Origin of the sequence: Streptomyces sp. NPDC051315 (genome assembly GCF_044455165.1) — a bacterium.
Classification (GTDB): domain Bacteria; phylum Actinomycetota; class Actinomycetes; order Streptomycetales; family Streptomycetaceae; genus Streptomyces.
In genome coordinates this window covers 57220-78756 of the sequence record NZ_JBITEN010000020.1, presented here as the reverse complement: position 1 = coordinate 78756, position 21537 = coordinate 57220, and the positions used below count along the sequence as shown (strand labels likewise).

Genomic DNA, 21537 nt, shown 5'->3' with positions numbered 1-21537 from the left:
GATGGCTCCTCACATCGCGGGATCGGGTTGCGGTCGGGCGGTGCCGGGCGGGTCAGAGCGGGATGTTGCCGTGCCGGCGCTGCGGCATCGGGCCGCGCTTGCCGCGCAGCGCACGCAGGGCACGGCAGATCTGGGCGCGGGTGTCGCGCGGGGCGATGACGGCGTCGACGTATCCGCGTTCGGCGGCGGGATACGGCGTCCCGTGCGTGCTCTCGTAGGCGGCGACGAGCCGGGCGCGCAACGCCTCCGGGTCCTCGGCGGCGGCCAGTTCACGCCGGTGCAGCACGCCCACGGCACCCTCGGCGCCCATGACGGCGATGCGCGCGGTGGGCCAGGCGAGGTTGATGTCGGCGCCCAGGTGCTTGGAGCCCATCACCGCGTACCCGCCGCCGTAGGCCTTGCGCACCACGACGGTGACCTTGGGGACGGTCGCCTCGGCGTAGGCGTACAACAGCTTGGCGCCGCGCCGGATGATCCCGGCCTGCTCCTGGCGGACGCCGGAGAGATAGCCGGGGACGTCGGCGAACGTCAGCAGAGGGATGCCGAACGCGTCGCAGAACCGTACGAAGCGCGCGGCCTTCTCGGAGGCGTCGATGTCGAGGACACCGGCGGCGTGCAGCGGCTGGTTGGCGACGACACCGACCGGGCACCCCTCGACGAGGGCGAACGCGCAGACGATGTTCGGCGCGAACAGCTGGTGCACCTCCAGCAGTTCGCCGTTGTCGACGACGGCGCGCAGGATGTCGCGCATGTCGTAGGCCTGCCCCGGCCGGTCGGGCACCACCTCGTCGAGCCGCGCGCCGTCCGGCGCGGGCGCCGGCGCGTACTGCGGCGGGTGCTCGAGGTTGTTGGCGGGCAGGTACGACAGCAGGTCGCGCACGGTGTCCAGGGCGTCCACCTCGTCGGCGGCGAGGAAGTGGGCGTTGCCGTTGACGGTGTTGCTGGTGCGGGCGCCGCCGAGGTCCTCGGCGTCGGTGCGTTCGCCGGTGACCGTCTCGATGACGTCGGGTCCGGTGACGAACATGTGCGAGGCGCCGTCCACCATCACGGTGAAGTCGGTGATGGCCGGCGAGTACGCGGCCCCGCCGGCGCACGGCCCGAGGACGACCGAGATCTGCGGGATCACCCCGGACGCCTTGACGTTGCGGCGCACCAGCTCGGCGTAGAGGGCGAGCGAGGCGACGCCCTCCTGGATGCGGGCGCCGCCGCCGTCGTTGAGCCCGATGACCGGGCAGCCCGTCTTCAGGGCGAGGTCCATCAGCGCGACGGTCTTCTCACCGAACGCCTCGCCCATGCTGCCGCCGTAGACCGTGGGGTCCTGGGCGAACACACAGACCGGACGTCCGTCGACCGTCCCGTACCCGGTGACCACCCCGTCGCCGTAGGGACGACGGGCACCGTCCCCCCGGCCCCGGACGAACAGGCCGGTCTCGGTGAAGGAGCCCGCGTCCAGCAGCAGGTCGATCCGCTCGCGGGCGCCGAACTCCCCGCGCCGTCTCGGCCCGCCCGGAGCCACCGCCCGCGCCCAGCGGCTCTCCAGATCGGCCAGGCGCCCGGACGTGCCGTCGGGCACCCGCGCCGCCGTCTCCCTCGTCCGGGATGTCGTCGCCTCTCGTGTCACAGCCACCTCCGAAAAGTGGCTTCGAATATGGCAGCGAGACGGCGGAGGACCGGAGCGAACGCGGCTACGTGTGCGGGAGGTGAGTCCCGGGGGAACCAGGTTCGTTCCCCCATGACAACAGGCCGGTGGCGGGGCCTATTCGACCTTGGCCCAGTCGAGGGTGCGTTCGACCGCCTTCTTCCAGCCCGTGTAACCCTCCTCGCGCTGATCGTCGGACCACTGGGGCTCCCAGCGCCTGGACTCCTGCCAGTGGGTCCGCAGTTCGTCCGTGTCCCGCCAGAACCCGGTGGCCAGACCCGCCGCGTAGGCGGCGCCGAGCGCGGTGGTCTCGGCGACGACGGGGCGGCTGACGGGGACGCCGAGGACGTCCGCCTGGATCTGCATGCACAGGTCGTTGGCGGTCACACCGCCGTCGACCTTGAGCACGTCGAGGTGGACTCCGGAGTCCTGCTCCATGGCCTCGACGACGTCGCGGCTCTGGTAGCAGATGGCTTCCAGGGTCGCCCGGGCGAGGTGGCCGTTGTCGTTGTAACGGGCGAGACCGACGATGGCGCCCCGGGCGTCGGAGCGCCAGTACGGGGCGAACAGGCCCGAGAACGCGGGAACGAAGTACATGCCGCCGTTGTCCTCGACGGTACGGGCCAGCGTCTCGCTCTCGGCCGCGGTGCTGATGATCTTCATCTGGTCGCGCAGCCACTGCACCGCGGACCCGGTCACCGCGATGGAGCCCTCCAGGGCGTAGATCGCCGGGCTGTCGCCGAACTGGTACGCCACGGTGGTCAGCAGACCGTGCTGCGACCGCACCAGCTCCGTACCGGTGTTGAGCACGAGGAAGTTGCCGGTGCCGTACGTGTTCTTCGCCTCGCCCGGCGCGTAGCAGACCTGTCCGACGGTGGCGGCCTGCTGGTCACCGAGCACCCCGCTGATCGGGATGGCGGTCCGCAGGGGCCGGGAGGAGCGGGTGACGCCGAACGCCTCGCGGTGGGAGGAGGGGTTGATGGTGGGCAGCATCTCCCTGGGGATGTCGAAGAAGCCCAGCAGCTCGTCGTCCCAGTCGAGGGTCTCCAGGTCCATGAGCATGGTGCGGCTGGCGTTGGTCACGTCGGTGGCGTGGATCCCGCCGTCGGGGCCGCCGGTCAGGTTCCACAGGACCCAGGCGTCCGTGTTGCCGAACAGGGCGTGGCCCGCCCGCGCGGCCTCGCGGACGCCGTCGACGTTCTCCAGGATCCACTGGATCTTGCCGCCGGAGAAGTAGGTCGCCGGCGGCAGCCCCGCCTTGCGGCGGATGACGTCGCCGCGGCCCGAGCGTTCCAGGGCCGCCGCGATGGAGTCGGTGCGGGTGTCCTGCCACACGATGGCGTTGTAGTAGGGGCGTCCGTTGCGCGGATCCCACACCACGGTGGTCTCCCGCTGGTTGGTGATGCCGATCGCCGCCAGGTCCTCCGGGGACAGGTTGCCGTTGCGCAGGGCGGTCTGCATCACGGAGTTGGTGCGCTCCCAGATCTCCACCGGGTCGTGCTCGACCCACCCGGACTGCGGAAGGATCTGGGTGTGCTCCAGCTGGTGCCTCGCCACCTCGTTGCCGGAGTGGTCGAAGATCATGAAACGGGTGCTGGTGGTCCCTTGGTCCACCGCGCCCACGAAGTCAGCCATGGGATGCCGCCTCTGTTGCGGGGGTCAGCGCTCGGGGGTGGGGACGCGGCCGGGAGGCTCCGGCTCTCCTGTCGGCAGGAACCGGCCGACGAGGACCTTGTACAGGCCGGCGCCCACCAGGCCGCCGATCAGGGGACCGAGGATCGGCACCCAGAAGTAGAGGTTCCCGTACTGATCTCGCCAGGCGCTCCCGTACCCCGTGAGGAAGCTGGCCAGCCGGGGTCCGAAGTCACGGGCGGGATTGATCGCGTACCCCGCGTTCGTCCCCCAGGCCATGCCGATGCCCACGACGATCAGACCGACGATGAACGGTGCCAGGTTCGCGCCGGGCGGGTTGTTGAGCAGATCCGTGACGGCCAGGATCATCAGCAGCAGGATGGCGGTGCCGATGATCTGGTCGCGGAAGGCGCCCCACTCGTACACCGGCAGGTTGGTGTTGCCGTTGGCCGGGAGCGTGGAGAAGACGCCCTGTGTCTTGATGGTGTGACCGGGGTCCGCCTTGGCCAGTGCCTCGGTGTAGTTCCAGCGCACGATGAGGGCCGCGACGAAGGCGCCCGCCGTCTGGGCCACCGCGTACGGCGCCACCTTGCTCCACGGGAATCCCTTGAATGCTGCCAGGGCGACGGTCACCGCGGGGTTGAGATGGGCGCCGCTCAGCCGGGCGGCGACGTAGACGCCCAGGGTGACGCCGATACCCCAGGCCCACGCGATGCTGTCGTGGTCTCCGAGGCCTCCCGGCGGTGTCGTCAGCGCCCCGCCGGCGACCACCTGGGCCACCACGCCACAGCCGAAGAGGATCAGGATCATCGTGCCGGCGAACTCGGCCAACAGTTCGCCGACCAACCCGGACCTTTTGAGTCGCTCAGCCATGAAAGCCCCGCTTCCCACCGGCACGGGACCGGTGTCGACTGCCCGAGCACTTCTCAGATCAGAATAGGGCGGTCATGAAGTAAGCGCAGATATAGGTAGATGTTCGGTTTTCCGGATTTTGGGATATAATCCGCTGCTTGCCCGCACAAGTCGGCGAAGAGCGGGCGCCCGGCGGAATGGTTGCACCGGGCCGTGGTGACATCCGTCACGCGGGCTTCTCGTGTGTACGCCGCCCGGTAGTACTTGGCGCGCGGGCGATATAGGCGGATCTGCCGCCCGCAAGCGGACATACGGTGCGCGTGATCCGGTGGCGCGGGCCGGAATCGGTCGGTTCGCGCCGTCCGCCCGACGGGGGCGGCGTTCTGGCGGGGCGTCAGCTGCCGGCGCCGTGCGCCCGAGGCGGGTCTGCACACCCCCGGGCCGGTTTCAAGGGCCGTCGGCGGCTACGAGGCGGGGTAGTAGCGAGGGTCGTTGCCGCTTGCTCACCCACGTTTGAGAATGGCGGCGCCCAGAAGGCGTCACCGCAGGTCAGGCATAGCGTCCAGGCAGGACGAGCCCACCGGAGGCGCACTCGAGACGACCGAGCGAGGCCCGCATGAAGCACCGCAGGACAACGCGCCACCGGCACATAGCCATCGCCGCCGTCGCCCTTGGCGCGCTGGCGATACCGTCCGCCGCCATGGCCTGTATGGACGACCCGAGCGCCGAGGGCGCCGAGTCCTACGGTCAGTGGAGGGACGGGACGAACACCTCATGGGGCGAGCGATGGGGCAGTGGCGACGCCACCTCGCGGCCCGGGGCGTCGGCCTCACCGACGGCTACCGCGCCCGCCTCGACGGCGCCCACCGCACCGGCCTCGACGGCGCCCACCGCGCCCAGGACGTCGACGGCCCCCACGGCTTCCGCGAGCGCCTCCGCCCCGGCGTCCACCGCCGCGGCTCGCATCGTGGCCCTGGTCAACGGCGAGCGCGGCAAGGCCGGCTGCTCCCCGGTCACCCTGAACGCCCAGCTCACCAAGGCCGCCCAGGCCCACAGCGCGGACATGGCGAGCCACCGCAACATGTCGCACACGGGCTCCGACGGATCGAACCCGGGCGAACGCATCACGCGCGCCGGCTACACCTGGAGTTCCTACGGCGAGAACGTCGCGTACGGATACTCCACCCCGGAGCAGGTCATGGCGGGCTGGATGGCCAGCCCCGGCCACAAGCGCAACATCCTCAACTGCGGCTTCAAGAACATCGGCGTCGGCCTCGCGCAGCCCGGCAACTACTGGACGCAGGACTTCGGCACGCCCCGCTGACGCCGGCCCCGACCGGCCCGGGCACGGCGGGCCCCGTCGGCCTCCGGTGACCCCGACCAGCTGTGCGAGTCGAGCGGGCCCTCCTCGGAGAGGGCCCGCTCGACGTTCGTACCGGGGGACCGGTCCCGGCGCGGAGGAGGGAGAGCCGTCGTACGGCTCCCGTACGCCCCGTCACCCGCCCCCGCGCCCGCCGCCGGTCAGCCGGCCGGATCGAGCACGACCGGCAGTTCCGCGAGGCCGCGGAAGGCGGGGAAGGGAACCTCCATCCATCGGGGCTCCCCCGCGGGGTCGGCCAGGGTCATCCCCGGGAACCGGCCGAACAGCCGGGTGAGGGCCAACTCCATCTCCAGCCGGGCCAGCGGGGCTCCCAGGCAGTAGTGGTTGCCGTGCCCGAACCCCAGATGGGCGTTCTTGCTGCCCGGCCGCGTCACGTCGAACTCGTCCGGGGCGTCGAACTTGCGCGGATCGCGGTTGGCCGAACTGAGCGCGATCTGGACCAGGGCGCCCTTCGGGATCCGCGTCCCGGCGTACTCCACGTCCTCGGTCGCGTAGCGGAACGTCGAGCTCTCCACGGAGCCGTCGTAGCGCAGCACCTCCTCGACCGCCGGACCGATCAGCTCCGGGTTCTCCCGGACGGCGCCGAGCTGCGCGGGATGGGACAGGAGGTGGTGGACGGCGTTGCCGATCAGGTACGCGGTCGTCTTGTGCCCCGCGAACATCAGCAGGAACACCGTGGAGACCAGCTCGCTCTCGGTGAGCCCGCCGTCCGTGTCGCGCACCTCGGTGAGCGCGCTCAGCAGATCGTCACCCGGGCGGTCGCGCTTGGCCGCGAGCAGCTCCGTGAAGTACGCGTGCAGATCCTCCTCCGCCTTCTGCTGCGCCCGCTTGGACTCCGGGCTGAAGCCGGTCTGCGCCACCGTGGTGGACAGGTGCTGCATCCGCGGCCGCTCCTGCGGCGGCACCCCGAGCAGTTCGCAGATCACGATGATCGGCAGCGGGAACGCGAACGCGGGCAGCAGGTCGAAGGGCTCCCGGGTCGGGCACGCGTCGAGCAGCTCCTCGACGATCTCCCGCACGCGCGGCCGCAGTGCCTCCACCCGCCGCGGGGTGAACGCAGAGCTGACCAGCTTGCGCAGCCGGGTGTGCTTGGGCGGGTCGGAGTTGAGCATGTTGTCGTCCAGCGCCACGGACGAGTCGCCGAAGATCCTCCGGTAGGCGTCCATGGCCCCGTACATGTCCTTGCTCAGCCGCGGGTCCGACAGGGCGGCCCGCGCGTCCTCGTACCGTGTGATCAGGTACGTCTCGTTGCCGTGCGGCGGTCTCATGGGACAGACCGGCGCCGCCTCCCGGAGCTGGGCGTAGACCGCGTGCGGGTCGCGCCGGTACTCCGGGGTGCACCGCTCGGCCGCGGTGACGGCGTCCTGTGTGGTGGTCACGGACGGCTCCTCAGGTCGAAGAGGGTCTCGGCGTTGCCGCCGAGGATGAGCTGCTGCGACGCCTTGTCGACCGGCAGCTTCTCGATCATGCGGATGGAGTCCTCCAGTGGCGCCGCCATCGGCGGTGAGTCGGTGCCGAACAGCATCCGTTCGGGCCCCAGCACCTCCGCGTTCAGGCTCAGGTGCGCCGGGCTGAACGGGCTCGTGTCGACGTACATGCGCCGGAGTGCCGCGGCCGGGTCGGCCGTCGGCGCCTCGGCCGGCGGGCGTGGGGCCGAGGCCGCCGCGGCGGGCCCGCCGGTGGGCGGCGCGCCCCCGGACCAGTGCCGGGGGCGCGCCGCGGTCTGCAGGCGCTCCGGCAGCAGCGCCATGGCGCCGCCGCCCGTCGCGCCGATCAGCCGCAGACCGGGGTACTTGTCCAGCCATCCCGCGAACGCGATCATGGCCAGGCCGATGGTGAGGTCGCCGAACCGGCCGATCTGCTCGACGAAGCCGATCTCCTCGACCCGTTCCGTGCCCACCGGTTCGGCCGGGGCGTGCACCAGGACCGGCACTCCCGCCTCCGCGGCCAGCGCGAAGAAGGAGTCGGCGCGCGGGGAGCCGAGCAGCTCCCCGTGGACGCTGGACGTGGTGATCAGGCCGACGAAGGCGGGGTCCGCCAGCGTCTCCCGCACCCCCTCCAGGTGATCGTCGTCACCGAACGGGTTGGCGTACACGTAGCCGCGCAACTGGTCCGGGAACCTGGCGATCAGGCCTGACATCCAGGCGTGGAAGCCGCGCAGCCGGTCGCGTGGCTGGGCGTAGTTGTCGACGCCCGGGACCCGCGCCATCGCGCCGGCGCCGACGGGGCTGCCGATGATGGTCAGGTCGATCCCGGCCTCGGCGCGAGCGGCGAGCATGCCGTCGACGTCGGTCAGGCTCGGGGGCATGGGGAAGCGTTCGGCCGCCTCCGGTGGGGACAGGTGCCCGTGGATGTCGATGATCATGTGTCGCTTCCCGGGTTCGGTGAGAGGGCGTGGGCGACCGCGGCGCAGTCCTCGTCACCCAGCCCCTGCTCGGTGGCGCGGACGTGGGTCTCGGCCGCGGCGGCCGCCAGCGGCAGGCTCAGGCCGGCCGCCGCTGCCTGCTTGGAAGCGAGCATGAGGTCTTTCGCCATCAGGCGCAGCCGGAAGTCCGGCTCGTCGAAGCGGCCGGAGGCCAGGCGCCTGGACTTGAACGCCATGACGGGCGAGGCGAAGCCGCTGCCCGCGATGGTCTTGAGGACCAGCTGCCGGTCGAGTCCGGAGGCGGCCGCCAGTTCGGTGGCCTCGGCCATCGCCTGCACCTCCACACCCATCAGCAGGTTGAGGAGCAGCTTCATCCGCATGCCGGAGCCGAGTGCGCCCAGATGGACGACCTCCTTGCCCAGCGTCTCCAGCAGCGGCCGGCCGGCGTCGAACACCGACTCCTCGCCGCCGACGAACAGCCGCAGTTCGCCGTCGCGGGCGTGGTCGCGGTTGCCGAGCATGCCGACGTCCAGGACCGACGGGAGGTTGCCGGCGATCTGGACGACCTCCTCGGGCGCGACGGTGCTGGCGCAGATCAGCGTGCCGGGGTAGGAGCCCCCGGCCAGTACTCCGTCCGGTCCGCGCAGCACGTCGCCGAGGGCCTCGCCGTCGGCGACGGTGCACAGGGCGGCGGTCGTGCCCGCCACGGCGTCAGCGGGGTGGGCCGCCACGAAGGCGCCCGCCGCGGCGAGCGGCTCGGCTCGCTCCGCGGTACGGTTCCAGACCCGCACCCGGACACCCTGGTCGAGGAGGCGGCCGGCCAGGCCGGTGCCCATCCGGCCGAGGCCGAGTACGGCGACGGGGCCGTCGGGTATGCGCGTCATGACGCCACCCCCACGGTCTCCTTGACGATGCGGAACCGCAGCGACTGGGTCGAGTCGACCCACTGGCGCAGCGGGGCCACCAGCGCCCGGTGCTCCTCGCTCTGCTGCCACGCGAAGAAGTGCTCGGGCGTCTCCCACTCGCTGGTGATCACCCACTGGCGGGAGTCGTCCACGGGTTCGCCCAGCCTCTCGACGATGTGGCCGGGGGTGCGGGCGACGGACTTTCGGATCTGGTCGTACAGCTTCAGGAACCCCTGCTCGCCGCCCTCGATCACGCGGACGGTGAACACGACGGACAGGTTCCCGGCCGAACGGCCGTTTCGTTCAGTGCCCATGTCTCCTCCTGATGGTGAGATCCGGCAGGACACGACTCCCACCGACTCATGACCCCCAGGCGGACGCAACTCCGAACGGGGCGGAGGCCGGGCGGCACAAGGGGTTCACGCTCCGTCGTTGGGCCGTTCGGGTGGGTGACGGGACGTCGGGTCCGCCGCGCCGCCGGCCCGTCAGAGGCCCCCGGCCGGCGCCTCGTCCGCCCCCTGTCCACCGCCGGGGGACCGCGTCAGGAAGCGGCTCATCTCGCGCGCCACGATCTCGGGCCGGTCGAGCGTGGACAGCACGTACGCGTCGGGCACCTCGGCGTACCGGCCCGCGGGCAGCAGCTCGGCGAGACGGCGGCCGTGCTCGGGCGGCATCACCCGGTTGTCGGGCGACCACAGCACGAGCGTCTCGCCGGTGAATCGGCGCAGCGCCTCGGTGTCGCGGGCGAGTTGCCGCTTGTCGAACGGTCCGCGGCAGTAGGCGAGCAGGTCACGCCGGACGGCGGAATCGCTCAGCACCGGCTCGGTCCAGCGGTGGACGAGGTCGTCGGCCAGCGGTCGCCGGGCCATCCGCCCGAGCAGCGGGGGCAGTCGGCGGAGCCGTCCGACGCGCAGCTGGCGGGCGGCGAGCCGGAGGCCGCCCGGCAGCCGGACGGCGAGGGACACCATCCGGCCGGGCAGGCCGGGCGGGAAGTTGTCGAACGCCTCGCGCGGAAGGATCACCAGTCGGCCGCGCGCCGGTCCAGGCCGTGCGCGGTGGGGAAGAGCGCCCCGCCCCAGTCGGTGTGCACCAGGGTGAAGCCGTCGAGGCGCAGTGCGTCGAGGAAGTCGGAGACCAGACGGACCTGCCCGCGCAGGGTGAGGTCGGCGCCCGGGTTCATCGGCCGGCGGTGGGCCCCGAGCGGCAGGACGGGGCGCAGGTATCGGAAGCCGTGAGGGAGCAGGGGCATGACCCGGTCCCACAGCGTGCGGTCCATCAGCAGCCCGTGGAGAAGGACGACCGGTGGCCCCGATCCCGTGTCGTCGTACTCGATGACCCCGGCCGGTAACACGACGTTCCTCATGGCAGCCTCCGAACGAAGAGCGACGCCTCCGATTGTCGGGGGCGCGGACTCCCGGGGGCGGCGCCCGCGGCGAGTCGCCCCGGACGGGGCGCGGCGCCCGCCGTCAGTCGCGCCGGACGGGACGCGGGCGCGCTGGGCGGGCGAGCGGGGCCGGGTGCGCTCGGCGGGCGAGTGTCAGGACCGGATGCCAGTCTGAGGTGCACAGGATCTGCGAAAGGCACTCGTCATGATCACCACTGACTTCGCTCCCGGCTCCCCCTGCTGGCTCGATCTCGGTACCCCCGACGTCCGCGCCGCCGCGGCCTTCTACGGCGCGGTGCTCGGCTGGGAGTACGAGTCCATGGGCGAGGGGGAGGACATGGAAGGCGGCATGTTCCGCAAGGACGGCAAGATCGTCGCCGGTCTCGGCAAGCTGACCGAGGAGGGGGCGCGCTCGGCCTGGATGATCTACTACGGCGTCACCGACGCGGACGCGACGACCCAGATCGTGGAGCGTCTGGGCGGCACCGTGCGGGTGGCTCCCACGGATCTCGACGACTGGGGCCGCATGGCGCAGTACAGCGACCCGCTGGGCGGCCAGTTCGCCGTGTGGCAGCCGGGGACCAACAAGGGCGTCGACCTGGTGGACGAGCCGGGCTCGCTCTCGTGGACCGAGCTGTTCACGACCGACGCGTCGGCCGCGAAGGAGTTCTACGGGTCCGTCTTCGGCTGGGAGTTCAGTGACATGGAACTGCCGGGCGGCGCGGGCACGTACTCCCTCATCACGCCCGCCGGGCTCCCGCAGGAGCGCATGCACGGCGGCGTGATGCAGCTCCGCGCGGAGGACCTGTCCCTGACGGACGGACGGCCGTACTGGCACCCGGTCTTCGCCGTCGCCGACTGCGACGAGGCGGTCGCCAAGGTCACCGGGAACGGCGGCGGCGTGCAGATGGGACCCGAGGACGCGGAGGGCGTGGGCCGGCTGGCCATCTGCCTCGACCCGGCGAACGCGGACTTCGTGGTGCTCTCCCCGGTCGGCGGCTGAAGTCCCTCCGGGTGCCGCCTCACGGCGCGGACAGGGAGACGCACGTCACATGTCGCCATGTCACATCGCGCCGAGCCGTTCCGTCCTAGGTGTGCAGCCAACGGCAACGGCGAAGGAGCACACCATGGACGCCCGACTGAACCTCTTCACCAACGCGACCGCAGGCAAGTTCCTGAAGCACCTCGTCTCGGCGGGCCGCGTCCTCTCGGACTCGGCGCTGCCCGCCGCGACACAGGAACTGGTCAAGCTCCGCGCGAGCCAGATCAACGGGTGCGGTTTCTGCACCGACATGCACACCAAGGACGCCCTCGCCGCGGGGGAGTCTCCGGTGCGCCTCAGCCTGGTCGCGGCGTGGCGGGAGGCCACGGTCTTCACCGAGGCCGAGCGCGCCGCCCTGGAGCTGGCGGAGCAGGGCACCCGCACCGCCGACGCGTCCGGCGGCGTCACGGACCAGGCCTGGGCGAACGCCGCCAAGCACTACGACGAGGAGCAGCTCGGCGCGCTGGTCTCCCTGATCGCCCTCATCAACGCCTTCAACCGGATGAACGTCGTCGTCCAGCAGCCCGCCGGCGACTACCAGCCCGGTCAGTTCGCGTAGCCGGTCGTGGACCCGGAGGCCGGTGCGGTCGCGCACCGGCCCTTCGGGCGTCGCCGGGCGGACCGGACCGGACATCCCGTCTCACGAGAGCCGGCTCTGGTCGCAGGGCGCCGGATAGGAGCTCGCCGCGGCGGCGTAGGGCAGGCACGCCCCGTCCTCGGGGGCGTACCGCATGAGGTGGACGCGCACCCGGTCCGTGTAGGGGCGGACGCGTGCCGGGATGCCGTTCTCCTTCTGCACGATCCACGTCGCCGTACGGTAGGCCGCCGCCAGGTTGAGCACCGGATCTCCGGCCACGCCCTCCAGTTGGGGAGCGAGCGTGCACAGCATGCGGCCGAGGGCGGCGATCGACATCTCGGGAGCCAGCGGAGGCTCCGGAACGCGTTTCTGCTGCTCCTCCGGCAGGTAGTACCGCAGGACCCGTGGCGTCCAGCGGGCGATGCCGTACTCGTCCTTGGCCGGATCGCTCAGGTGCGGATCGAAGTCGGACTCGGCCTTGAGGATCGCGGCGACGAGGGCGGGCGACACCTGGGGCGCGGCACAGGAGGTACCGGCCGCGACGATGGCCGGACGGTAGCGCTGCGGAATGTCGGCGTCCGGGCTGAACCAGACCTCGGTGGCCGCGGCATTCGCCGCGTCGCTCCGGGGCGGTGACGCGGCGCTGGTGGTGGCGAGCAGCAGACAGGTGAGGCCGATCCCCGCACATCGCCACAACGGCCGACGCCCGCGCAGAGGGGAACGCCCGCGACCGTCCCGTCGCGCGGGAGGCCGGTGGGACGATGCCGGATGCCGCGGGGTGACCGGGGACTGCGCGGCGCCGGTCCCGGTGCGCACGGTGGCGGTGGCCGCGGGGTGCGCGGTGCCGGGGTCGGTGGCGGTGCTGGTGGGGGTGGCGGGGGTGGTGGCTGTGGCCGGAGGTTCGGACGCGACGGGGGGAGGCCCGGCAGGAGACGCCGTGGGGTGCGCGTCAGCGGTCGGGGATTCCGCCAGTGACGCCCAGAGCGCGCGACGTCTCGCCTCCCACTCCGCCACGTCGCCGCCGCACGCCTCCACGTACGCGGCGAGAACCGCGGCGCTCGGAAGCTTCCTGCCCGCCGCCGCGGCGGCCAGGGTCGAGGCGGCGAAGTGGGTGCGCGCGGCGAGGCGTTGGTAGGACGGCGACCCCGCGGCACGCCGCAGCCTGCGCAGATCCTGGGCGAAGAACGCGAGCGGGCCGCCGCCCGGGTCGAGCGGCCGTTCCTGCCTGCCCATGAAGGACTCCCCCGATGCGGCCGGCCCCGGCGGCCGGATTGTCTGCCAATTGTCCACAGGTTGTACACCCGCACAAAGGATCTGGTGAGAGCTGCTTTGCTGCTCGTACCCGGGCCTTGTGCGGGTGCCCTTCCGGGGCCGGGCCCTCAGGCCGCCGACCACCGACCACGGTCACGCCCGGGACCCATCACGACCACGACCACCAAGACGACACGACCACGACCCACGACCACCAGGACCTCAACGAGCAAGACCACGACCGGAGAAACGGGGAACACCATGAGAAGACCCGAGCAGGGCGGCGGCGGCCGAAGACCACACGGCCGCCTCCGTCTGCTGCGGCTCCTGCTCACCGCCGCCGTCGCGGCCGCCTGTCTGGCGCTGCCGACCGCCGCACCGGCGACCGCCGCGCCGGCCGTCGACACCTGCGCGCCACTGAAGTCCGGAGCGAGCATCGCCGCCGAGGACGCGGTCGACGTCGCCTGCCGCTACGTGAACTGGACCTACGCCTGGGGCGGCGGCCACGCCGCGGGTCTTCCGGGCCCCAGCCAGGGCATGCTCGACCCGACGGACCCGCTGTCCCTCAGGGACCCGGAGTTCTGGAGCTTCGACTGCATCGGCCTGGTGCGCTGGGCCTGGTACAAGTCCACGCGCCAGGACATCATCAGTGAGCGCACCACACAGTCCACCTGGCAGAACCCCGGATACGCGCACACCAGGTTCACCAAGGCACAGGGCGAGGCCCCTCTGCTGCCGGGCGACATCCTGTACTTCGGTGACGGCATCACCCATGTCGCCCTCTACCTCGGTGGAGGCAAGATCGTCGAGGCGCCCCATTCGGGCACCGTCATCCGGGTCGCCGACGCCAAGTGGGACCGCTACCAGGGAGCGCTGCGGCCCAACGTGCCGGGCACGTTCCCGGTGTGGGAGTACGACGGGCTCGGCAAGCACGTGAAGACGTGGGGCCAGCCCAACCTGCGCGCCGACTCCCACACGGGCAGCGCCGTCAACTGGCGCATCGACAACGGCATCTCGGTCGCCGTACGGGCCCTGTGCCAGCGCGTCGGGGAGCGGGCCACCGTCGACGGCATGGTGAACAACGTCTGGACGTACCTGCCGGACTACCGGAGCTGGATCAGCAACCTCTTCCTTCAGGGCCCGGCGGTCATGCCCGGGGTGCCGTCCTGCGGGGACTATCCGAGAATCGGCGGCACACTCGACGGCGCCGACTCCAACACCTCCTGCGGAGACGGCACCCAGCCCGACTCCGCCGGCGCCTGGACGGCCAAGTCCGCCACCCTGCTCGGCCGCACGGTCGAGCTGCGCTACAACAGCACCACCGCCTGCGCCTGGGGCCGCATCATCGGCGGCACCGTCGGCGACGAGGTCTGGGTCGACCGCAGTTCCGACGGCGGTGACACCTGGGACCCGATGCTCGGCTACACGACCGTCACCTCGGGCGGCGACGCGTACACCACGCAGTGGAACGACAACGGGCTGGTGATGCGTGCCTGCGGCACCAACGGCAAGGGCGGCTCCATCGTCTGCACGGGCTGGTTCTGAGGCCGCGTGCCCGCTCTCCCGCACCACCGCACGGCACGACTCCACAACTTCCCGACACCACCCGGAGAACCAGAGGAGAAGATGGCTTTCGTGAAGAACACCTCCCGTCGCCCGGCCGCCTGGCTGCGCACCCGCCTGGCCGCCACCGTCGGCGCGACCGTCCTCGCCACCGCCGGCACCGTGGTCGGCACGGCGGGCACCGCCCATGCCGACGGGCACGGTGTGGGCTGGTACGGCGTCTGGGCCACGGGCGTCAACATCCGCGCTGGCGGTGAGTTCTGCCACCTGTACCCGTCCACCTGGGAGTGCGACCGCATCGTCAACCAGGTCAGCGCCCCCGAGGCCGTCTACGTCTACTGCCAGGAGTACGGCGGCCAGAGCGTCGGCGGCAACCCGTACTGGCTGTGGGTGGCCCCCACGCACGGCGAACGCGGCTGGATGGCCAGCTACTACATCGACAACGTCACCAACTGGATCGACGGCGTCCCCGACTGCTGACCGTCCGGGGCGGCAGGCCCCACCGGCCGCCCGGGGCGGCGCTCGACCCGCCGGGACGGCGCCCAGCTCCGGGTCGGTTGGCTGATTCCGGCAGGTGACGAGGCGGCCGCGGCCACCGTGGGGGGTCCCGGCATGACAAGCTGTGCACTCCACTGCCCGAACCCAGGAGGCCACCATGGCTGCAGAACTCTCACCGCAGGAAGGTTCGGATCCGGACGGCGCCGAGACCCCCGCCCTCACGCCCGACGAGGACGGCCAGTACGACCTGAAGCGCAAGTTCCAGGAGGCGCTGGCGCGCAAGCGCGGCATGCAGGCGGACGCCGCAGAACACGCCGCGAACAGCGGGGCGTCGAAGGTCCGTGGTGCGCACGGCCCGGCCTCGAGCCAGCGGTCGTTCCGGCGCAAGAGCGGCGGCTGAGTCCCCGGCCCACCGCCCGGGACCCGGCCGCACACGGCCGGACCTGGCCGGACACGGCTCGACCAAGGTGTCGACGCCGTGTCGGCCGGGTCCCACCGGGGGACGAGGGACCACCCGGTCCCCGTCGTCTTCGTCCCCGCGGGGGCCCCGGCCCCGCCTCCTTCTGATCTTCCTCCCGCACGGGGGTTGTCCGGACATTAGGCCTGCTCTAGGGTCGGCTCGGTGCAAGCGCTTACTGCGTCTCCTGTCCGTCGGCCGTCCGAGGTGGACCGCATGTCCCCTTCTCCCGCCCGCCGCCGCGTCGCCGGCACCGGCGCCCTCGTCACCGGCAGCCACCTGCCCACCCTCAGAGCCCAGGACGACCGCGCCGAACCGGTCGCCGCCGCCCCCGGCTCGCTTCACGCCGTCCCCGACCGGCTCGACGCCGCTCCCGACCGGCTCGACACCGTCCGGCGACTCGCCGTCCACCAGCCCGCGCTCACGGGCCACCCCGTCCCCGCGGGCGGCACCGGTTCCGGTGACGACCCCCACTCCTCGGCCCTGTACGACGACCACCTCCACCGGGCCCCCGAGGAGCGCGCATGAGCATCCGCGTCAGTCACACCCACGGCGACCACATCGCGGTCGTCGCGGGCAACGGCACGGAGATCCTCCGCTACGTCTACCGCCCGGACCCCGAGGCCTTCGAGTCCCGCAAGCCGTACGCCCACCCGGTGCGCACCCTCGCCGGGCGCACGGTGACCGGCTACCGCCCGAACGACCACCGCTGGCACAAGGGCCTGCAGATGACGGCGAGTCACCTGTCGGGTCAGAACTTCTGGGGCGGCAACAGTTACGTCCACGGCCAGGGCTATCTGGCCCTGCCGGAACGGGTCGGCTCCATGCGCCACGACGGCTTTACCGACCTCGCCGTCACCGACGACCGGCTCACCTTCACCGAGGAGCTGGCCTGGGTGGAGAACGGCGGCGCCGAGTGGGCGCGCGAGGCACGCGGACTGACCGTCCACTCGGTCGACGAGGAGGCCGGCGCCTGGGCCCTGGACTGGTCCATCCACCTCACCAACCTGCGCGAGGAACCCCTCGCCTTCGGCTCCCCGACCACCGCGGGCCGTGAGATGGCCGGCTACACCGGCCTGCAGTGGCGCGGCCCGCGCGACTTCACCGGCGGCACCGCCTTCGCCCCGGACGCCGACGCCGGCGCCGAGAAGCTGATGGGCACCCAGGGCCCGTGGCTGGCCTTCACCGCCGAACACGACGAGGTCGACGCCCACTCCACGATCGTCTTCGCGCACGCGCCGGAGAACCTCGACGAGCGGCGCGCGATCCACGAGTCGCACTGGTTCGTGCGCTCCGAGCCGATCCCGACGGTCGCGTTCTCCTGGGCGTTCTTCGAGGAGTTCCGGCTGCCGCCCGGCGAGTCCTTCCGCTACCGCTACCGCGTCGTCTTCGCCGACGGCGCCTGGGACCGCGACCGCGTCGCCGCGCACCTGGAGGGCCTGGCATGGTGAGCGACCCCGCGCCGGCCCTCCCGCACCCCCTGCCCGGCGCCGTGGGCCTGTCCCACCTGAGCGCCTACGACTGGCAGGCCGCCGACGGCGTCTGCGGCGGCAGCCCCCATCTGCACCTGGTGTGCACGGAGGCGTACGTCGTCACCGGCGGACGGGGAGCCGTGCAGACTCTGAGCCCCGAGGGCTACCGCGACATCCCCCTGGAGCCCGGCTCCGTCGCCTGGTTCACCCCGGGCACCGTCCACCGCATGGTGCAGGGCGGCGGCCTGCGCGTCACCGTGCTGATGCAGAACAGCGGCCTGCCCGAGGCGGGCGACGCCGTCTTCACCTTCCCGCCCGAGGTGCTCGCCGACCCCGACGCGTACGCGGCCGCGGCCACCCTCCCGCCGGGCACGGGACCGGAGACGGCCGCGGCGGCCCGGCGCCGCCGGGACCTCGCCGTCGAGGGCTACCTCGCCCTGCGCGAGGCCCTCGTCGCCGGGGACGGCGGACCCTACCGGGAGTTCCAGCGGGCCGCGGCCCGGCTCGTGCGCGACAAGGTGCCGGCCTGGCGCGAGCTGTGGCGGGCCGGCGCCCTGGCCACCGTCGAACGCACCGGCGCCCAGCTCGACGCGCTGGCGGCGGGCGACCCGGCGTATCTCGCCCGGTCGACCGCGTACGAGGCCGCGCCGACCCGCCTCGGCGGCTTCGGCATGTGCGGCCGCAGAGACGAGTACGCGCTGCCGGGCACGACGCTTCCCTACCTGGGGGAGCAGCGGCGCGACCCGCCCCCCTGAGCGTCGGCCACGCCACCGCCGTGGCCCGCCTGCCCTCTGACCGCCCGGCCGCACTGCCGGGCGCCTGCGCGGTGCGGCGGGACGCGGGGGAGGGGCGGGGCGCCCCGCCACCGACGCCACCGACCGGGACGCGGGCGGCGGCGCCCTGGTGCTGCTCGCCTGAGCGCCGGGGCTCCGCGCGCCTGCCACGTTCGTGTCACGTCCTCAGTGCGCCTGCCACGTTCGTGTCACGTCCTCGTCCGCACCGGCCGCCGCCGGAGCAGGTAGACGGCGGCGGTGGACACCAGGACGGCCATGCACGCGATGAACACCAGCCCCGCGTCCTCCAGACCGACGGCTTCCGACAGGACCCCCACACCGATCACCGGCACCGAGATGCCCGCGTACGCCACCACGAACAGCGTCGAGAGCACCGACGCGCGATGCTCCGGGGGAGACGCCTCGGCCACCGCGGACAGCGCGCCGCGAAAGGCCAGCCCCTGCCCGCCCCCGCCGACGAGCGCGCTCAGCACCACCAGCAGCAGCAGATCCCACCGCAGCGCGCCCGCGAGCAGCGCCAGCCCGGCGAAGAGTCCGGCGCAGCCCAGCGGCAGCGAACGCGCCACCCCGACCCGCCCGACCGCCAGCTGCCCCGCGGTCGAGGCGAAGAAGGCGAGCGCGACCACCAGCCCGCTCACGGAGTGGTTGTCCACGTCCAGGGACTGCGCGAGGAACGCCGGACTGACCGACGTGAAGACCCCGAACAGCGCGAACCCCACGAACGAGGCGATCGCAGCGGGCCCGAACACCGTTCGTACCGGCGCGGGCACACCGGGACGCTGCGGCCGTACGGCGCTCAGCGGCCCCCGTTCCCGTACCGTCTCCGGCAGCCGCAGCAGGACGGCCACCGAGCCGGCCACCAGCGCGAGGTGCGCGACGAAGGGCAGGTGCAGCGGCCAGGGCGCGTACTGCGCGAGCACCCCGGCGAGCAGCGGACCGCAGCCCAGCCCGCCCATGTTGGCGGCGGTCGCCACGAACGTGGCCCGGGCGCGGCCACCGTACGGCGCCGACTCCATCACGTACACGGTCGCGGCCCCGGTGAACAGTCCGGCCGACAGCCCCGACAGCAGCCGCCCCGCGTAGAGCCAGCCCAGACCGGTGGCACACAGGAAGCAGACGGCGCTCGCCGCCGCGCAACCCAGGCCCGTCAACAGCACCGGCCGCCTGCCCACGGTGTCCGAGGCGTTGCCCGCCAGCAGCAGCACGCCGATGACTCCGAACGCGTACACGGCGTACACGGCGGTCACGACCAGTTCGGAGAACCCGAACTCCTCCTGGTAGAGACCGTAGAGCGGGGTCGGCAGCGTCGTGCCGGCCATGCACACGGCGAACACCGCCCCGCCGAGCAGACACTGGCGCCACCCTCGGCGATCACCGTTCATGACGCCGAAGGTAGTCCCGCACGGCGCCCCGCACCGGCGCGGCATGCCCGGGGCGCCGCCGGCCGGGGACGGGGCTGGGAGCGGGCGCCGACCGCGTGAGCCCCCGGAAGGTCAGCCGACCGCCGGCCGGACCTCGAATCCTCCCCGCCCGTCGAACCGGACGTCGTACACGGCGTCGAAGCCGTCGCTGCGCGCGGGACGGCGCAGGCGCCGCAGCGTCGCGTGGACACCGACGTCGGGCACGCGCGCGCGGCCCGTGCGCGCGGCGTTGCGGCGCAGCGAGTCCGCCAGGTCCGGCGGGAACCAGTACGCGGCGACCGCGGCGCCGTGGGCGCGGGCCGCGGCGACCAGCGGGTCCCACTCCTCGCGCGAGGGGTTGGTGTTGTCGACCGCCACCGACCGCCCGGCCGCGAGCGCCTCCTCCACCAGCCGCATCTGCCGGGCCTGCTTGTGCCGGGCGGAGCGCGGGAAGAGGTCCTTGCTCACCAGGAGGTGACCGTCCCGCAGGCACTGTTCGTAGAACGTGGACTTCCCCGACGCCTGCAACCCGACGAGCACCGCCAGCTCCACCACCGCGCTCAGCCCTCACCCGTCCGTCGGGCCGCGAAGGAGCACACCCGGGCGCCGGCCACTGCGCCGCGGTTCACGAGCGTGGCGTAACCGCACGGGGGCACTTCGCCGCCATCGTCGTGGCGGCCGTGGCGCGGTCCGAGCGCCGTCATCAGGACCTCCCTCACACCACCTCTGCCCGGCCGGGGTCCGAGTGCCCCGGCAGGCCCGGCCGCACACGACGGCGCCCGGTCCACCCGACGGTGCGGCTGCAACGCCGCGCACGCCTCCGCCCGGCCGCACAGGCGTCGGGCGGGCGGGGCCCCGGCGACCCCCACACGCCTCCGTCGGGCCGCGCCGGCCCGCGCCCGAACCGCGCTCGGGCACATACAGCCGCATACTGGGCACAACGCCCCGCTCGCCGGCGTACCCGGGCAGCCGTCGGCCGGTTTCTCCGGGTGGGGCAGGCAACCCGGTGCCGACGGCACGACGGCGCAGCCGCGTGCCCGCGCCCCGGTGACCGCCCCCACTGCCGCGTCCCGTAGGAGGCCGGATGACCATCACCTCGCCCTCACCGCCCGGCCGGACCGGTCCGCGCATCGGCGTGCTCGGTTCGTACGGCGGTTACAACACCGGAGACGAAGCCATCCTGACCTGTGTCCTGGGCTGCCTGCGCGCGCACCGGCCGGACGCCGGGCTGGTGGTCCTCAGCCGCGACGCCGAGCACACGCGCCTGCACCAGCCCGAGGCCGACGAGGTCGTCGCCTGGGAAAACGTCCCGCAGAGGGGCGTACTCGACGTCCTGGAGGGCCTGGACCTGCTGGTCCTGGGCGGCGGCGGCATCCTGTACGACGGTGAGGCCCGCCGGTACCTGCGGCTCGTCGGCGCCGCCCAGGCCCGCGGCGTGCCCACCTTCGCCTACGCCGTCGGCGCCGGTCCGCTGCGCGAGGCCGACGACCGGCACGCGGTGCGCACGGTGCTGCCCGCCATGGACGAGGTCGTCGTGCGCGACGAGGAGTCCCGGCTCGTCCTGGAGGAGGTCGGCGTCGACCGCGACCTCACCGTCACCGCCGACCCGGCGCTGCTGCTGCCGCCGGAGCCGTTCACCGAGCAGATGATGCGCCAGGAGGGCGTCCCGGCCGGAGTCAGGCTGGTGGGGATGTCCGTGCGTGAGCCGGGCCGGGCGGCGGAGAAACTCGACGAGAGCGACTACCACGCGCTCCTCGCCGACGTCGCCGACTTCCTCGTCCGGCGTCTCGACGCGCACGTGGTCTTCGTCCCGATGGAACGGCACGACGTCCGCCACGCCCACGGCGTGCTGTCCCGGATGACCGCGCCGGACAAGGGACGGATCCTGAACAACTCCTACAGCCCCGGGCAGGTCCTCGGCTTCATGAGCCACCTGGACCTGGTGGTCGGCATGCGCCTGCACTTCCTGATCTTCGCGGCGCTGTCCGGCCTGCCCGTGCTGCCGCTGCCGTACTCCGGCAAGGTCTTCGACTTCGCCCGCCGCATGGGCGCGCCCGCGCTGGTCGGCGTGGACCGCGAACAGGCCGGGCTGCTGCTGGCGGAGGTGGACCGGCTCTGGGACGAGTTCCCGCAGCGGCGCGCCGACCTCAACGCCCGCATCCTGCGGCTGCGGGACCTGGCCCGGGAGACCTGCGTCCGCTGCGGCACCCTCCTCGACACCCTCGAGATCGGGGGAACCCTCGCCCGCGGCGACCGTCTCGGACTCGGTGCCGTCGCGGGCGACCCGTCCCGGGCGACGACCGCCTTCCGCGCCTGACGCCCCGC

At 72.8% G+C, this 21537-nt stretch carries 20 protein-coding genes and 1 pseudogene; 10 read left to right on the top strand and 11 right to left on the bottom strand.

Annotation, left to right across the window (positions count from 1 at the left end):
• Positions 1–52: 52 nt before the first annotated feature.
• The 3 genes from ACIBBD_RS31325 to ACIBBD_RS31315 form a co-directional block, all read right to left on the bottom strand.
• A complete protein-coding gene (locus tag ACIBBD_RS31325) occupies positions 53–1621 on the bottom strand; it encodes an acyl-CoA carboxylase subunit beta (RefSeq protein ID WP_399423010.1) in 1569 nt (522 codons plus the stop codon).
• Between the two features lie 135 nt (positions 1622–1756).
• A complete protein-coding gene (glpK, locus tag ACIBBD_RS31320) occupies positions 1757–3274 on the bottom strand; it encodes a glycerol kinase GlpK (protein ID WP_399422937.1) in 1518 nt (505 codons plus the stop codon).
• Between the two features lie 24 nt (positions 3275–3298).
• Positions 3299–4144, bottom strand: a complete 846-nt coding sequence (locus ACIBBD_RS31315) for an MIP/aquaporin family protein (RefSeq protein WP_399422936.1) — start codon at positions 4142–4144, stop codon at positions 3299–3301.
• Between the two features lie 595 nt (positions 4145–4739).
• Here ACIBBD_RS31315 and ACIBBD_RS31310 point away from each other — a divergent pair.
• Positions 4740–5447, top strand: coding sequence for a CAP domain-containing protein (locus tag ACIBBD_RS31310; RefSeq protein ID WP_399422935.1), 708 nt, complete (start codon positions 4740–4742; stop codon positions 5445–5447).
• 197 nt (positions 5448–5644) lie between these two features.
• On the opposite strand, the gene ACIBBD_RS31305 is transcribed toward ACIBBD_RS31310, so the two are convergent.
• From ACIBBD_RS31305 to ACIBBD_RS31285, 5 genes and pseudogenes are all read right to left on the bottom strand, one after another.
• On the bottom strand, positions 5645–6883 hold the full coding sequence (locus ACIBBD_RS31305; RefSeq protein ID WP_399422934.1) for a cytochrome P450: 1239 nt from the start codon (positions 6881–6883) through the stop codon (positions 5645–5647).
• Positions 6880–7869 (bottom strand): amidohydrolase family protein, encoded by a 990-nt coding sequence (locus ACIBBD_RS31300; protein ID WP_399422933.1) that lies wholly within the window; start codon positions 7867–7869, stop codon positions 6880–6882. Before ACIBBD_RS31300 ends, ACIBBD_RS31305 begins: the two co-directional genes overlap by 4 nt.
• Positions 7866–8753, bottom strand: coding sequence for an NAD(P)-dependent oxidoreductase (locus ACIBBD_RS31295; RefSeq protein ID WP_399422932.1), 888 nt, complete (start codon positions 8751–8753; stop codon positions 7866–7868). Before ACIBBD_RS31295 ends, ACIBBD_RS31300 begins: the two co-directional genes overlap by 4 nt.
• Positions 8750–9088, bottom strand: a complete 339-nt coding sequence (locus ACIBBD_RS31290; protein ID WP_399422931.1) for an antibiotic biosynthesis monooxygenase family protein — start codon at positions 9086–9088, stop codon at positions 8750–8752. The genes ACIBBD_RS31295 and ACIBBD_RS31290 overlap by 4 nt, the downstream gene beginning before the upstream one ends.
• A gap of 171 nt (positions 9089–9259) precedes the next feature.
• Positions 9260–10137: pseudogene (locus tag ACIBBD_RS31285) on the bottom strand (alpha/beta fold hydrolase).
• 226 nt (positions 10138–10363) lie between these two features.
• Between ACIBBD_RS31285 and ACIBBD_RS31280 the strand changes: the two are divergent.
• Together ACIBBD_RS31280 and ACIBBD_RS31275 are read left to right on the top strand one after the other, a co-directional pair.
• A complete protein-coding gene (locus ACIBBD_RS31280; RefSeq protein WP_399422930.1) occupies positions 10364–11161 on the top strand; it encodes a VOC family protein in 798 nt (265 codons plus the stop codon).
• A gap of 124 nt (positions 11162–11285) precedes the next feature.
• A complete protein-coding gene (locus tag ACIBBD_RS31275; protein ID WP_399422929.1) occupies positions 11286–11759 on the top strand; it encodes a carboxymuconolactone decarboxylase family protein in 474 nt (157 codons plus the stop codon).
• Positions 11760–11840: 81 nt separating this feature from the next.
• Here ACIBBD_RS31275 and ACIBBD_RS31270 read toward each other — a convergent pair whose 3' ends face one another.
• Positions 11841–13010 (bottom strand): helix-turn-helix domain-containing protein, encoded by a 1170-nt coding sequence (locus ACIBBD_RS31270; protein ID WP_399422928.1) that lies wholly within the window; start codon positions 13008–13010, stop codon positions 11841–11843.
• A 279-nt stretch (positions 13011–13289) separates the two neighbouring features.
• Between ACIBBD_RS31270 and ACIBBD_RS31265 the strand changes: the two genes are divergently transcribed.
• The 6 genes from ACIBBD_RS31265 to ACIBBD_RS31240 all read left to right on the top strand — a co-directional run bounded on the left by ACIBBD_RS31265 (position 13290) and on the right by ACIBBD_RS31240 (position 17773).
• Complete coding sequence (locus tag ACIBBD_RS31265) at positions 13290–14573, top strand: NlpC/P60 family protein (protein WP_399422927.1); 1284 nt, start codon at positions 13290–13292, stop codon at positions 14571–14573.
• Positions 14574–14654: 81 nt separating this feature from the next.
• Positions 14655–15071, top strand: coding sequence for a hypothetical protein (locus ACIBBD_RS31260; RefSeq protein WP_399422926.1), 417 nt, complete (start codon positions 14655–14657; stop codon positions 15069–15071).
• A gap of 175 nt (positions 15072–15246) precedes the next feature.
• A complete protein-coding gene (locus tag ACIBBD_RS31255) occupies positions 15247–15489 on the top strand; it encodes a DUF5302 domain-containing protein (RefSeq protein ID WP_399422925.1) in 243 nt (80 codons plus the stop codon).
• A 273-nt stretch (positions 15490–15762) separates the two neighbouring features.
• Positions 15763–16074: a hypothetical protein gene (locus tag ACIBBD_RS31250; RefSeq protein WP_399422924.1), complete on the top strand. Its 312-nt coding sequence runs from the start codon at positions 15763–15765 to the stop codon at positions 16072–16074.
• Complete coding sequence (locus tag ACIBBD_RS31245; protein ID WP_399422923.1) at positions 16071–16997, top strand: PmoA family protein; 927 nt, start codon at positions 16071–16073, stop codon at positions 16995–16997. Before ACIBBD_RS31250 ends, ACIBBD_RS31245 begins: the two co-directional genes overlap by 4 nt.
• Positions 16991–17773: a cupin gene (locus ACIBBD_RS31240; protein ID WP_399422922.1), complete on the top strand. Its 783-nt coding sequence runs from the start codon at positions 16991–16993 to the stop codon at positions 17771–17773. Before ACIBBD_RS31245 ends, ACIBBD_RS31240 begins: the two co-directional genes overlap by 7 nt.
• A gap of 227 nt (positions 17774–18000) precedes the next feature.
• Here the strand turns inward: ACIBBD_RS31240 and ACIBBD_RS31235 are convergent, their stop codons facing one another.
• Positions 18001–19194, bottom strand: coding sequence for an MFS transporter (locus ACIBBD_RS31235; protein ID WP_399422921.1), 1194 nt, complete (start codon positions 19192–19194; stop codon positions 18001–18003).
• A 111-nt stretch (positions 19195–19305) separates the two neighbouring features.
• Complete coding sequence (locus ACIBBD_RS31230) at positions 19306–19767, bottom strand: AAA family ATPase (RefSeq protein ID WP_399422920.1); 462 nt, start codon at positions 19765–19767, stop codon at positions 19306–19308.
• 529 nt (positions 19768–20296) lie between these two features.
• On the opposite strand from ACIBBD_RS31230, the gene ACIBBD_RS31225 reads away from it, so the two are divergent.
• A complete protein-coding gene (locus ACIBBD_RS31225; RefSeq protein ID WP_399422919.1) occupies positions 20297–21529 on the top strand; it encodes a polysaccharide pyruvyl transferase family protein in 1233 nt (410 codons plus the stop codon).
• The last annotated feature ends 8 nt before the right edge of the window (positions 21530–21537 follow it).

Coding starts and splice junctions, on each gene's coding strand:
- ACIBBD_RS31280 (WP_399422930.1), top strand. CDS start 10,364: ATGATCACCACTGACTTCGCTCCCGGCTCCCCCTGCTGGCTCGATCTC.
- ACIBBD_RS31225 (WP_399422919.1), top strand. CDS start 20,297: ATGACCATCACCTCGCCCTCACCGCCCGGCCGGACCGGTCCGCGCATC.
- ACIBBD_RS31290 (WP_399422931.1), bottom strand. CDS start 9,088: ATGGGCACTGAACGAAACGGCCGTTCGGCCGGGAACCTGTCCGTCGTG.
- ACIBBD_RS31310 (WP_399422935.1), top strand. CDS start 4,740: ATGAAGCACCGCAGGACAACGCGCCACCGGCACATAGCCATCGCCGCC.
- ACIBBD_RS31295 (WP_399422932.1), bottom strand. CDS start 8,753: ATGACGCGCATACCCGACGGCCCCGTCGCCGTACTCGGCCTCGGCCGG.
- ACIBBD_RS31250 (WP_399422924.1), top strand. CDS start 15,763: ATGTCCCCTTCTCCCGCCCGCCGCCGCGTCGCCGGCACCGGCGCCCTC.
- ACIBBD_RS31270 (WP_399422928.1), bottom strand. CDS start 13,010: ATGGGCAGGCAGGAACGGCCGCTCGACCCGGGCGGCGGCCCGCTCGCG.
- ACIBBD_RS31245 (WP_399422923.1), top strand. CDS start 16,071: ATGAGCATCCGCGTCAGTCACACCCACGGCGACCACATCGCGGTCGTC.
- ACIBBD_RS31235 (WP_399422921.1), bottom strand. CDS start 19,194: ATGAACGGTGATCGCCGAGGGTGGCGCCAGTGTCTGCTCGGCGGGGCG.
- ACIBBD_RS31275 (WP_399422929.1), top strand. CDS start 11,286: ATGGACGCCCGACTGAACCTCTTCACCAACGCGACCGCAGGCAAGTTC.
- ACIBBD_RS31240 (WP_399422922.1), top strand. CDS start 16,991: ATGGTGAGCGACCCCGCGCCGGCCCTCCCGCACCCCCTGCCCGGCGCC.
- glpK (WP_399422937.1), bottom strand. CDS start 3,274: ATGGCTGACTTCGTGGGCGCGGTGGACCAAGGGACCACCAGCACCCGT.
- ACIBBD_RS31265 (WP_399422927.1), top strand. CDS start 13,290: ATGAGAAGACCCGAGCAGGGCGGCGGCGGCCGAAGACCACACGGCCGC.
- ACIBBD_RS31260 (WP_399422926.1), top strand. CDS start 14,655: ATGGCTTTCGTGAAGAACACCTCCCGTCGCCCGGCCGCCTGGCTGCGC.
- ACIBBD_RS31255 (WP_399422925.1), top strand. CDS start 15,247: ATGGCTGCAGAACTCTCACCGCAGGAAGGTTCGGATCCGGACGGCGCC.
- ACIBBD_RS31300 (WP_399422933.1), bottom strand. CDS start 7,869: ATGATCATCGACATCCACGGGCACCTGTCCCCACCGGAGGCGGCCGAA.
- ACIBBD_RS31315 (WP_399422936.1), bottom strand. CDS start 4,144: ATGGCTGAGCGACTCAAAAGGTCCGGGTTGGTCGGCGAACTGTTGGCC.